Source organism: Vibrio sp. 2096, from assembly GCF_033339595.1.
GTDB lineage: Bacteria > Pseudomonadota > Gammaproteobacteria > Enterobacterales > Vibrionaceae > Vibrio > Vibrio alginolyticus.
This window is the reverse complement of sequence record NZ_JAWOUX010000004.1, coordinates 324,641-337,771: the sequence shown is the minus strand read 5'-3', so window position 1 is coordinate 337,771 and position 13,131 is coordinate 324,641. Positions and strand designations below refer to the sequence as shown.

9 protein-coding genes are annotated in these 13,131 nt (G+C 45.5%); 3 read left to right on the top strand and 6 right to left on the bottom strand.

Annotation, left to right across the window (positions count from 1 at the left end; genetic code table 11):
• Positions 1-75 precede the first annotated feature (75 nt).
• Genes ptsP through dhaK form a run of 3 tightly spaced genes read right to left on the bottom strand, consistent with a single transcriptional unit; the run spans position 76 to position 4,186 of the window.
• Positions 76-2,475, bottom strand: a complete 2,400-nt coding sequence (ptsP, locus tag R7Q41_RS10370; RefSeq protein WP_258490715.1) for a phosphoenolpyruvate--protein phosphotransferase — start codon at positions 2,473-2,475, stop codon at positions 76-78.
• Between the two features lies 1 nt (position 2,476).
• Positions 2,477-3,112, bottom strand: a complete 636-nt coding sequence (gene dhaL / locus R7Q41_RS10365) for a dihydroxyacetone kinase subunit DhaL (RefSeq protein WP_053304323.1) — start codon at positions 3,110-3,112, stop codon at positions 2,477-2,479.
• Between the two features lie 15 nt (positions 3,113-3,127).
• Positions 3,128-4,186 carry a dihydroxyacetone kinase subunit DhaK gene (gene dhaK / locus R7Q41_RS10360; protein ID WP_054728463.1) on the bottom strand — a complete coding sequence of 353 codons (1,059 nt, stop codon included), beginning with the start codon at positions 4,184-4,186 and terminating at the stop codon, positions 3,128-3,130.
• A gap of 352 nt (positions 4,187-4,538) precedes the next feature.
• Between dhaK and R7Q41_RS10355 the strand changes: the two genes are divergently transcribed.
• Entirely contained in the window at positions 4,539-5,621 is a 1,083-nt protein-coding gene (locus R7Q41_RS10355; protein ID WP_005379703.1) for a glycerol dehydrogenase, read from the top strand.
• An 83-nt stretch (positions 5,622-5,704) separates the two neighbouring features.
• Here R7Q41_RS10355 and glmS read toward each other — a convergent pair whose 3' ends face one another.
• Together glmS and R7Q41_RS10345 are read right to left on the bottom strand one after the other, a co-directional pair.
• Positions 5,705-7,537 (bottom strand): glutamine--fructose-6-phosphate transaminase (isomerizing), encoded by a 1,833-nt coding sequence (glmS, locus tag R7Q41_RS10350; protein ID WP_318144486.1) that lies wholly within the window; start codon positions 7,535-7,537, stop codon positions 5,705-5,707.
• Positions 7,538-7,647: 110 nt separating this feature from the next.
• Positions 7,648-8,409 (bottom strand): DeoR/GlpR family DNA-binding transcription regulator, encoded by a 762-nt coding sequence (locus R7Q41_RS10345; protein WP_005379701.1) that lies wholly within the window; start codon positions 8,407-8,409, stop codon positions 7,648-7,650.
• Positions 8,410-8,842: 433 nt separating this feature from the next.
• On the opposite strand from R7Q41_RS10345, the gene pykF reads away from it, so the two are divergent.
• Positions 8,843-10,255, top strand: coding sequence for a pyruvate kinase PykF (gene pykF / locus R7Q41_RS10340; protein ID WP_005392243.1), 1,413 nt, complete (start codon positions 8,843-8,845; stop codon positions 10,253-10,255).
• A 157-nt stretch (positions 10,256-10,412) separates the two neighbouring features.
• Positions 10,413-11,099, top strand: a complete 687-nt coding sequence (locus tag R7Q41_RS10335; protein WP_080659233.1) for a GntR family transcriptional regulator — start codon at positions 10,413-10,415, stop codon at positions 11,097-11,099.
• A gap of 54 nt (positions 11,100-11,153) precedes the next feature.
• Here the strand turns inward: R7Q41_RS10335 and R7Q41_RS10330 are convergent, their stop codons facing one another.
• Positions 11,154-13,034 carry a GGDEF domain-containing protein gene (locus tag R7Q41_RS10330; RefSeq protein ID WP_206953635.1) on the bottom strand — a complete coding sequence of 627 codons (1,881 nt, stop codon included), beginning with the start codon at positions 13,032-13,034 and terminating at the stop codon, positions 11,154-11,156.
• Positions 13,035-13,131: the final 97 nt, after the last annotated feature.

Sequence of the window (13,131 nt, the reverse complement as noted above, 5' to 3'; positions counted from 1 at the left end):
GAATTGGCGTTCCTATAACAAAAGTAAAACCGGCGTAAGCACGCCGGTATAGATGAACTAACGATACGGTTTCGATTAAACATCGACAGACAGCTGACGAATCTGCGCTTTTAGTCCCGGGAGCATACTCGAACTGGCGCTGAATTTTCGCAACCCCACGCGAAGCAATGTTTCTGTGGCATTTGGATCGCCAGCCATCTCACCACACATACTAACCGGTATGCCCGCGCGATCGCCTGCTGCACACGTGAGCTCAATGGCTTTTAGTACCGATGGTTCAAAGTAGTTCACCAATTCAGCAACAGCGGCGTTACCTCGATCGGCAGCCATAACATATTGAGTCAAATCATTGGTGCCAATAGAGAAAAAGTCGACTTCTTGGGCTAACGCATCAGCATTTAACACCGCGGCTGGTACCTCAATCATAATACCAACGGGCAAATGAGTCACATCCAAGCCGAGTTGGTTTGCTTGATGCGCCAACAGCACTTTTACTTTTCTCACTTCTTCAACCTGAGCCACCATCGGTATCATCAATTGAATATTCGGTTGCTCGTGAAAGGCTCTCAGAATGGCTCGAAGTTGAGCGGTAAACAATGACTCATGTTGAAGGCACAACCGCACCCCTCTCAAACCTAAAAATGGATTATCTTCCGCTGGCATAGGATAAGCGGCTAAAGGCTTATCACCGCCAACATCTAGACTACGAATCGTAAGTGGCTTATCACCAAGTGCGGCGGCAATATCACGATACACTTGGTATTGCGCTTCCTCAGTTGGCAACTCATCACTGTTTTGAAATAGAAACTCAGTCCGAAATAGACCAACGCCCTCAGCTCCTGATGTTAGTGCATCATCAATATCTTTCGGTCCACCAATATTGGCGAGTACTGGAATATGGACACCATCACAGGTGACTGCGGCTTGCTGAGCACTCGCTAGTGCACTTTGTCGGGTGCTTTGCCACTCAATTTGTTGCGCTTCTAATTCCTGCTGTATGGCATCTGAAGGAGAGAACCATAAATGCCCTCGAAAGCCATCAATAGTCACCACTTGACCAGCACGCACAGCATCAAGGCAGCCCTGAGCTTTAACGATGGCAGGAATCCCCATCGCACGGGCAAGAATCGCACTGTGAGAGGTTTTCCCTCCCTCACTCAAACAGATACCAAGCACTTTCGATTTATCAAGCCCGGCCACATCAGAAGGCATCAGGTCGCGGGCCAACAAAATACTCGGTTCCTGAATGTCGATGGCATTAGGCGTTACGCCTGTCATTTCGACCATAACTTGGCGTGCGATATCATGCACATCTGCTTCGCGCTCCCGCATGTACTGACTTTCTGCCTGGCGAAACTCTTCGGCCAACGTTTGTAGTGATTCTATCCAAGCTTGCTCGGCTATCATGCCCGTTTGAATTCGCGACTCGACCGATGCCCATAATTCTGGGTCACTGAGCATCATGCTATGAGCGGAAAATATTTCCCCTTTCGGCTGCTTCGCTTGCTCCTGCAAATGTTGAACAACCACACCTATCGCACGCTTAACCCGTTCAATTTCATCTTGTTCACTTTGGAAATCACGTTCAGGCACTGCTGGCATTTCATGAGTAAAAAGGACAGCAGGAGCAGTAGCGATACCGTCATTGACTCGAATACCAACAACAGCACCTTCAATCTGACTTGAGGCCATGCCATCGAGCAGAGTATCTGAACTTTCTTCAGGTTCGACAATGCCTTGCTCAACCGCCTCTTTTTCTCCGAAGTGCTCACTAGCTAAGGCCTCAAATGCCTTGATTGCTTCACTGGATTGAGAGCCGAGTGCGCACAGCGTGATCGTCTCTTGGCTACGAACGCCAAGTTTCGCAATGCTGTTTAAGCTTTTCGCGTTCACATGGCGCTCGCCTTTTTTCAACCATAATTGGCAGTCAAAAGGCGCGAGTGCACCAACAATGGCCGCAGCGGGACGAGCATGTAACCCATGCGGATTTTGCACTACCCAATCAAATGTCCGCTCTTGCTCAAAGTTCTCTGATACTGGCACTATCTCCGCGGATGTTAGTGGCTGCTCACCAAGGTGCTCTCGTTTTACGCTTAACGCATTCTGTGCCTCTTCGACTACCGTCGATAAAGGTAGTCCGGCAACAGCAGCCACCGACGCCGCCATGGTTCCTTCAACAATAGGTGCCGAGATAAGGGTGACATTTTCCCTCACATGATCATCAATCAGGTCCAGAGCCATTTCCGTGCTAAGCAACGCGCTGCCAAGATCCATCAACACAACAACCCCTTGTTGATCTTGTACCTGCTCAATCGCTTCCATCACGGCAATGGCATCGGTTCCGATCGGGTTCTCTGGATCATCAATCCCAGCAGCAATCGCAAGCTTGGCTTTGCCTTGCGTCATTTGGGTGGCAAGTTCTGCCACCCCTTCTGCAAGTCGACGACTATGAGATACAACTACAATTCCCACCATCTTAATTACCTGCTATTGCCTGCTGGAGTGCTTTAATCATTAACAAAGAAGAGGTTGCACCGGGATCTTGGTGACCAATACTACGTTCCCCCAGATAGCTTGCTCGCCCTTTTTTCGCCAACATTTCAATCGTGGCAACCGCGCTCGTTTCTGCTAGTTCAACCATTTCATTCAGTAAGTGATCGGCGCTCATGCCATTTTCTAACGACGCCTTCACGCTAACTAAAACGGGTAACCAAACATCACACATGGTTTTATCACCCAGTTCCGCTTTACCACGAGACACTACGCCATCTACACCGCTTTTTAGTGCATCCACTAACTCTTCAAATGTTAATTGCTCTCGAGTTCCGACAGCGGCAGCCGTGCGAATAAACAGCGTGCCATACAGCGGGCCACTTGCCCCACCAACACTAGAAAGTAAGGTCATGCCCGTATTCTTGAGAATGCTGCCGATATTTTGGTCCGCAAATTGCGGCAGTTTTTCAGCAACTTTTTTAAAGCCACGGTTCATATTGAGACCATGGTCTGCGTCACCAATATCACGATCAAGGTCGGTCAGAAAATCTTGATTCTCTTGATACGTTTTTGCACATAACTCTAACCAGTGAACGATATGTTGTTTTTCAATTTGCATGTTTGCTCCCCCCTCTTACCACTTGATCGCGGCCGTATCGACAGGAGCATCAAACAGCTCCAACATCTCTTTGTCTGCCTTCAGCAACGTAATCGAAACGCCTTCCATATCGAGTGACGTACAGAAGTTACCAACCATATTACGCACGATACGGAACCCTGCTTGCTCGCAGTTATGAGCCAGACGGCGGTACACTCCGTAAAGCTCTGAAGTTGGCGTACCACCCATACCATTCACCATCACGATGTAGTCGTGTTCAGCGGCGAAAGGCTCAATGCTGGATTCCACTTCATCCCATTCACCTTCGTCACGATTCCAAATACGCAATGTGCGCTGATAAGGTGTGTTTTCAGCAACTTCAGCAAACATTTCATCCACTAACGTATCGACATCGGTGTATTTCACTCGCTTGATACCTGGCTCACCATGGATACCAACACCAAACTCCACTTCATCATCTTCCAGAACAAAAGATGGTTTACCTGCTGCGGGTACAACACAAGCATTAAGCGCCACGCCAAATGAACGACAGTGATTATTAACGCGACGAGCCAGTGCTTCACATTGCTCCAACGAATAACCTTTGCTCGCGGCAGCCCCAACTAACTTTTCAACCAATACCGTTCCAGCTACGCCACGGCGACCAGCGGTATACAGGCTGTCTTTGACTGCAACATCGTCATCCACCAACACCGACCCAACTTTGATGCCATCGGTATGAAGCAGCTCCACAGCCGTTTCAAAGTTCAACACATCGCCGGTGTAGTTTTTAATGATAAACAGCACGCCCTCACCGGTATTCACTTGGTTGCCACATTCGTACATTTGATCTGGCGTTGGTGAAGTAAATACCTCTCCAGGGCAGGCGCCTGTCAGCATGCCTTTACCAATAAAACCTGCGTGCAAAGGTTCATGACCACAGCCACCACCAGAAACCACTGCCACTTGCCCCGGTGTTTCCTCGTGCCACATGTAACGAGGTTCGTAGTTCACTTTTAGCTCTGGGCGAGATAAAGCCAGACCTTCCATTTGCTGCAATACAACATCATCAACTTGGTTAATTAACTTTTTCATCGTTCTATCTCATTCCATTTATATTTTTATGTAGGGTATGAATTCATCTTAAACAGAGAAAAAGCGTGCTCAACAAAAATCAATCCGTTTCATATTGAAACAAAAACTTCGGCATTATTGTTTCAATATGAAACGAAAAACGACAAATTTTCCTGAATAGTGATCGTCGCCATAAAGCATGCTGATGCTTATTACTTCTGACAGTCGGTTTGACACAGAGGTCATAAAAGCATGGAACAAAACCAGAGATATCCTTCACCACCTACCACACCAAACCTAATATAAACCTTATCCCTACAATGGATATTCATTGCAGTCCAAAACACACATAAAAAGGTTAAAGGTTTGAATTATGGACAAAATTATTATCAGCCCAAGCAAATACGTCCAAGGTGAACAAGTACTTACATCTATCGCTCACTATGTGAAAACATTGGGTGAACGTCCGTTAGTAATTGCCGATGAGTTCGTGACTAACCTGGTTGGTGATGACGTCAAGCAAAGTTTTGCTGACGAAAAGCTTCCACTCACTATGAACATTTTTGGTGGCGAATGTTCGCGCGTTGAGATTGAACGCATCACGGACATTTGTGCGACTCAAAAACACGATGTCATTGTCGGTATTGGTGGCGGTAAAACGTTAGATACAGCAAAGGCTGTTGCGTTTTACACCAAAATTCCTGTCGTGGTGGTTCCTACGATTGCCTCGACTGATGCGCCAACCTCAGCGCTTGCGGTGATATACACACCTGAAGGTGAATTTGCAGAATATTTGATGATCCCTAAAAACCCAGACATGGTCATCATGGATACGTCAGTCATCGCCAAAGCCCCTGTTCGCTTGCTTGTATCGGGGATGGGCGACGCGCTTTCCACCTACTTTGAAGCTCGTGCCAACATGACTTCTGGTAAGGCAACAATGGCTGGTGGGTTAGCGACGCGTTCAGCACAAGCGCTTGCGAAACTTTGCTATGAAACCTTGCTTGAAGATGGTGTAAAAGCAAAAGCTGCGGTAGAAAATGGTGTGAGCACCAAAGCGGTAGAAAACATTATTGAAGCCAATACATACCTAAGCGGTATCGGTTTTGAAAGCAGTGGCCTAGCAGGCGCTCACGCTATTCATAACGGCCTAACCAAGCTCGAAGAGTGTCACCATCTCTATCATGGTGAGAAAGTCGCGTTCGGCACACTTGTTCAGCTGGTACTAGAAAACGCAGCGATGGAAGAGATTAATACGGTTCTTGCATTCTGCCGCTCTGTAGGTCTACCAACCAACTTATTTGATATGGGCGTTAAAGAGCTTAACCACGCTAAGTTGCGCGAGGTCGCCGAAGCCTCAACGGCCGAGGGAGAAACCATCCACAATATGCCATTCCCAGTGACGGCAGAAAATGTCTACTCTGCAATTCTAACCGCTCACCAGTTGGGTCAATAACTCACAAACCTTAAATGGGTTTAAATAAAAAAGCGGCACATACTCTCGCATGTGCCGCTCAGGATCTTTGCTGTTAAGCGTAATTACTCAACCGTTACCGCTTTCGCTAGGTTACGTGGTTGGTCTACGTCCGTACCTTTGATCAGTGCTACGTAGTAAGACAGCAACTGCATTGGGATGGTGTAGTAGATCGCCGCCGTGATTTCACTAACGTGAGGCATAGTGATGATCTTCATTGTTTCATCGCCTTCGAAGCCTGCGTCTGCATCTGCGAATACGTATAGAAGGCCGCCACGCGCACGCACTTCTTCAACGTTTGATTTTAGCTTTTCAAGTAGGTCGTTGCTTGGTGCAACCACAACAACTGGCATGTCAGCATCAATTAGAGCCAGAGGACCGTGTTTCAGTTCACCCGCCGCGTACGCTTCTGCGTGGATGTACGAGATCTCTTTCAGTTTTAGAGACGCTTCCATCGCGATTGGGTAGAACTCGCCACGGCCTAGGAACAATGTGTGGTGCTTGTCTGCAAAATCCGTTGCTAGTGCTTCAATTTCTTTCTCGAAAGAAAGTGCCGCGTTTATTTGCTTAGGAAGTGCCTGCAGCGCTTCAACGATCTCTTTTTCTTTCTCTTTGCTGATGCGGCCTTGCTCTTTACCTAGTGCCGTTACCAGCATAAGTAGTGCAGAAAGTTGAGTCGTGAACGCTTTGGTTGAAGCCACACCGATTTCAACACCAGCGCGAGTCATGAACGCAAAATCTGATTCACGAACCAGAGAAGAGCCAGCTACGTTACAAATGGTCATCGCCGCCATGTAACCTTTCTCTTTTGCTAGGCGAAGTGCTGCTAGCGTATCAGCGGTTTCACCAGACTGAGACAACGTGATCAATAGGCTGTTTGGGCGAGTCACAAACTTGCGGTAACGGAACTCAGACGCGATTTCTACATCACAGCTAACGCCAGCAATGTCTTCAAACCAGTAACGCGCTGTCATACCTGCGTTGTAAGACGTACCACACGCCACGATTTGTACGTGTTCTACTTTGCTTAGAATGTCTGCCGCGTGCACACCGATCGCGTCTGTCACAACAGAATCTGACGTGATACGACCTTCCATTGTGTTGATCAACGCTTTAGGTTGCTCATAGATTTCTTTTTGCATGAAGTGACGGTATTGACCTTTATCACCTGCATCATGCTCTGCATTAGATTCAACAATTTCACGCTCAACTGGCTCACCCGTTGCATCAAACACAGTGACTTCACGGCGAGTAATTTCTGCTACGTCCCCTTCTTCTAGGTACATGAAACGGCGCGTAACGTTAAGTAATGCAAGTTGGTCAGACGCTAGGAAGTTTTCACCCACACCAAAACCGATCACGATCGGGCTGCCTGAACGCGCTACTACGATGCGTGAAGGATCTTTGCGATCCAACGCTACGGTGCCGTATGCGCCTTCAAGTTGTTTTGCTGTTTTTTGTACCGCTTCTAATAGCGTTTCTGAAGTACGAAGTTCCCACTCAACCATGTGTGCGATAACTTCTGTATCCGTTTGCGATTCAAACACGTAGCCACGAGATTGAAGCAACTCACGCAGCTCTTCATGGTTTTCGATGATGCCGTTATGGACCACTGCGATATCACCAGACATGTGTGGGTGAGCGTTGATTTCAGAAGGTTCACCGTGCGTCGCCCAACGAGTGTGCGCAATACCAGTTCCGCCGATCACTTTTGCTTCTTCTACTGCATCAGCCAATTCTTGTACTTTACCCAAGCGACGAACGCGCGTTAGGTTTGATTCGCCATCAACAACCGCAACGCCAGCAGAGTCGTAACCGCGGTACTCTAAGCGGCGTAGACCTTCAACCAAAATTTCTGCAACATCTCGTTGTGCTACTGCACCTACGATTCCACACATGTGTTTATCTCCGTTTGTAGTTTTGTTCTTCCCTAGCCATGATTTCAAATAGAGGCAGCAAGCAAAGGCCTTTATCCAGAGGGAAGTAAAATATGAAACTGATTACATTATTAGGCGCAAATGACTTTCACGCCATGTTGTTCAATCTGTACTTTATGCTCTGCTTGGATATCTGCATCGGTCACCAACACATCAACTTGATGCCAAGCGAGCTCTAAGTTTGGGATCTTACGGCCGATTTTTTCGGACTCGATCATTACGATCACTTCACGTGACGCTTCTGCCATTACCTTACTTAAGCCAACCAACTCATTAAATGTCGTGGTTCCACGCTCGAGATCAATGCCATCCGCACCGATGAATAGTTGGTCAAAGTCGTAAGCTCGTAATACAGATTCGGCCACTTTGCCTTGAAAGGACTCTGAGTGCGTATCCCAAGTACCGCCAGTCATCAGCAGTGTCGGTTCGCTCTCTAATTCATTTAGGGCGTTAGCAACATGCAACGAGTTGGTCATGACCACTAAGCCACGTTTGTCATTCAACTGTTGAATCAGCGCGGCAGTCGTGCTGCCACTGTCGATCACGATGCGATTATGATCGCGAATCAATGATGCAGCTGCTTTTGCTAAGCTTAACTTTCGAGTCGAAACATTAGCGCCCAATTCTTCGTGAATGACTTCCTTTGGGATAGCAATCGCACCGCCATAGCGGCGTAGAAGTTGGCCGTTTTTCTCTAAAGAAGCTAAATCCTTTCTAATCGTGACCTCTGAGGTTTCGAATTTCTGAGCAAGTTCATCAACGCTGACTTCTCCTAGTTCAGAAACCAAGTTAGAAATGGCGTGTCTTCTTAATTGAGTATTTCGTTTCGACATTTAAGTTTTGATTTTAAGTTTCGATGTGAAACTTATTATAGTCAAACCGAAACTTTTAAGTCCATTTATTTCGATCCAAAAAATTAATATTTCTCGATAAAACCTTGTCCTAAGACAATTCTTAAACAGTGATATTGGATTCATTCAGTGGTAGAATTCGCCACCGAAAAGAAAAAAAATTACAGAATTGAAGGCTATTTTTTTGCAACTTTCTGCATATAAAGTGGGATTGGTCACAAAAAGGTAACCAAAATCGCCGATCTTTTAGTCATAAAATGACTAAACTTGGTGAAAGACTTTCAGAATCTGAAGTTCTAATAATGAGACGAAAAATCGGTGGGTGACAGGTACTAAATGTCATCAAAAACGTCCTGACTTCAGAGTAAATAACCGACTTTCAAATTGTAACTATACTTACCGGAGAGTATCTTCCATGAAAAAGACCAAAATCGTATGTACGATTGGCCCTAAAACAGAATCTGTAGAGAAGCTAACTGAACTAGTTAACGCAGGCATGAACGTAATGCGCCTTAACTTCTCTCACGGTGACTACGAAGAACACGGCACTCGTATCGCGAACTTCCGTAAAGTAATGGAAGCTACTGGCAAACCACTAGCAATTCTTCTAGATACTAAAGGTCCAGAAATCCGCACTATCAAGCTAGAAGGCGGTAACGATGTTGATCTAGTAGCAGGTCAAGAATTCACTTTCACAACTGACACTTCAGTTGTAGGTAACAAAGATAAAGTTGCAGTAACTTACGCTGGTTTCGCAGCCGACCTAAACGTAGGTAACACTATCCTAGTAGACGACGGTCTAATCGAGATGGAAGTTATCTCTAAGACTGAAACTGAAGTTAAATGTAAAGTTCTTAACAACGGTGCACTAGGCGAAAACAAAGGTGTTAACCTTCCTGGCGTTTCTGTAAACCTACCTGCACTATCTGAAAAAGATAAGAACGACCTTAAATTTGGTTGTGAGCAAGGCGTTGACTTCGTAGCAGCTTCTTTCATCCGTAAAGCGTCTGACGTTCAAGAAATCCGTGAAGTACTTGCTGCAAACGGCGGCGAGAACATCCACATCATCTCTAAGATCGAAAACCAAGAAGGTGTTGATAACTTCGACGAGATCCTAGAGCTTTCTGACGGCATCATGGTTGCTCGTGGTGACCTAGGTGTTGAAATCCCAGCTGAAGAAGTAATCTTCGCTCAGAAAATGATGATCGAGAAGTGTAACCGTGCACGTAAGATGGTTATCACTGCAACTCAAATGCTTGATTCTATGATCAACAACCCACGTCCTACTCGTGCGGAAGCAGGCGACGTTGCTAACGCAGTAATGGACGGTACTGACGCAGTAATGCTTTCTGGTGAAACGGCGAAAGGTAAATACCCTGTTGAAGCGGTAACTATCATGGCTCAAATCGCGAACCGTACTGACTCAGCGCTAAAAGCTGAACTAGGTTCTCGTCTAGACAGCCCACGTCTTCGCATCACTGAAGCAGTATGTAAAGGCGCTGTAGACACAGCTGAGAAACTAGCTGCTCCACTTATCGTTGTTGCAACTGAAGGCGGTAAGTCTGCACGTTCAGTACGTAAGTACTTCCCAACTGCAAACATTCTAGCGCTAACAACTAACAAGAAAACTGCTGCACAGCTAGTTCTAACTAAAGGTGTTACTCCTGTAGTTGTTGATTCAATCGAAAGCACTGACGCATTCTACGTAGCGGGTAAAGAACTTGCTCTAGAATCAGGTCTAGGTAACAAAGGCGATATCGTTGTTATGGTTTCTGGCGCTCTAGTTGCTTCAGGTACTACGAACACAGCTTCTGTACACGTGCTATAAGACTGAACTTTTAACACTTCAGTTTCTTGAGAAGGAGGGCTTATGCCCTCCTTTTTTATATGGCTTTCTTGCTCTCATAATAGGCTAATTGTATTATTTACCTCTATCAGAATTTCGTACTGTTTAATTTTATCGTCACGATTAAAGTTTCTATGAGGTGTATGTGTCTAGTCCCACTCTTACCGACAAAGTATTAAGAATGATCCGTCAGGATATTCTCGATGGCGAGCTTAAACCAGGTCAAAAACTCGTGGTTGCCGAACTCAAAGAGAAGTACAACGTAGGAGCGTCACCCATTCGAGAAGCATTGGTGCAATTATCTTGGAGCAAATACGTCAAACTCGAGCCGCAAAAAGGCTGCTGGGTTGCACCTGTATGTAAAGATGAGTTACATGACTTGTACGAAAGCCTGCAAATGGTCTCCGCATGCTTACTCAGTAAGGCAATTATGATTGGCGATGAAAAATGGGAACTGGATGTACTAACTGCTTATCACAAGTTATCCCGAGTAAAACCTGGCGAAAGCTTTTGTTGGAGGGAATGGGAAGAGCGCCAAAATCAGTTTCTTACTGCGCTGTTTGAAGGTGCTGGCTCTGTCAATATGTTTGGTTTTTTCCGCGATCTACTCACGCAAATTAAACGCTACCAATACTTCGCGATGCAGATTTTAGGCACAGGGAACCCTGGGCACTGTAATCTCGATGAGCAAGAAATACTGATGAAGGCATCGCTAGACAAAAAGAGTCAGGATGCTTTAGGTTATCTAGAGCGTTATTTGAGACAGTCAATACAGTGTATCGAAGCCGCCATCGACAACCAATGTCGCATACTGGCTAGCGAATAACGCTGAGACTAAAAAGCGGGGGTCTATCCCCGTTTTTTCGTTTTTGTAAAAGCACTAAGCAATATCATCATAACTATGACATAGCGATACGCAGTTACGCCCTGCACTTTTTGACTCATACAAAGCAATATCAGCACATTTATACGTTCTTGTACGATCAGAGGTTAAATCACTATACCCAGCACTGACAGTAATGCCTCTATCACTACGCATTTGAACCGCGACACGTAGCCTGTTCAATACAATTTCAGCCTCTTCTAGTGTTGTATGCGGCATAATCACTGCAAATTCCTCACCACCGACACGAGATACAAAGTCTGTGCTGCGGACTTCTTCTAGGAGGGTTTCTGCGACACTACAAATCACCTTGTCTCCTTCGTCGTGGCCAAGCTCGTCATTAATACGTTTAAAATGGTCAATATCAAACAACGCCAAACAAGCAGGAGGGCTATCAGGATAGCGTTCAATAATCCCCGCATATTGCGCCAATTGCTCTTCAAATTTTCGGCGGTTCCACAACCCCGTCAAGCCATCTTTTTCGCTTAGGTTTCGTAATTTTTCTTCTAACTCTTTTTGCCCAGAGATATCCACTAGCGACGTAATGTAATAACTCACTTTACCTGATTTGGTTAAATTCGCCTGAATACGCATTATTGCAGTAAAGACTTGATTAAACTTAGTTCGACAACGAATCTCCCCTTCCCATACGTGTTCACTCTTCAGTGTTTTCCAGATACTCAGGTTTGCTTCGAGATCTTCAGGTAGAAAAATTAAATGATGTGCACTCCAACCTTGGGCATGCTTGGTTGAGTAACCCATCATGTTTTCAAACTCTTGATTAACCATGATGATTCTATGTGAAGCATCCGAGATCATCACCGCAGTCATACCATCAAGAGCAGCTCGAGCCAACTTCGATTCCATACTATGACGCCGATAATGCAGAGCAAGGGCTGCCGTCGGCAAAGTGAAGCCGAGCACCAAACTTAGAACAAAAAACGCTTCTTGGATTAAGTCATCAATATCCCTCTGAGCTCGGGATAATAACTGCTCATTGGTAAGATCAATAACCAGATGAAGAGGTTCGCTAGAAACAAACTGGATGGTGCGATACGCGACCAAATTCGAACCATTGTAAGCATAGCCCGAATCTTTTGAATTTAAACTACGCCAAATGTTTGGGTACATCCGGCCAAAATTAAATTGAGAGCGAGCGGGAATTATATGGCCATACAAACGAGCTGATTTAGGGCTATCAATGTAAAATCCGTCACTCTTAATCAGCTCAATATGGAAATCAAGCACTGACGAATAGTTGAGTCGAGAGGATAAATAGTCAATATCAACATTAAGCACAAGATACCCTTCGCGCTTTCCGTTAAGCGAAATAGGCATCAAAATACGCAGTGACGGGCTATAGGGATAGACTAACTCGCCATACTCTCGTTCTAAACCTATCCCCCACGAAGCGATTTCGCCATCGTCTAAGTTCTTAGCGAATTGAAAGTAATCTCGCTCTGACTTATTTTGCAATTTGATCGCGGGCAACGCAGCGCCTGTTTCAATCTCATAATTAATCCTCACTTTTTCTCGACCAGAAACATCAAGAAAGCGAATTTGCTTATACAACTTTTGATTGATTGCGACCGAGATCCACATGTCTTCTAAGATGGAACGGTTCACCCGGTTAGGTTGGCGCAGATATTCATACAGACTTTGGCTGTGACCAAGTAGGTCACTGATCGTTTCGATTTGATCCTGAATATTGCTGTATTCACGGCCAGTATAGGCCAATTGATGTAACGCTTCTTGAGCGGTGTTCTCAACATTGTTTTCTAACAACGTCAGATATTTCTGATAGTAGTAAGCGGCAGTGAGTGCACTAAAAAATAGTGCTGTCGCCAATAAGGTGCCGACTCGCTTAGGTACTTTCACACGTCTAATGCCTATCATGCTTACTAAAACGACAATTATATCATTAATTGTTATTTTCTAAACAAAAAAGCCACTTAGATTAAGTGGCTTTTCTATA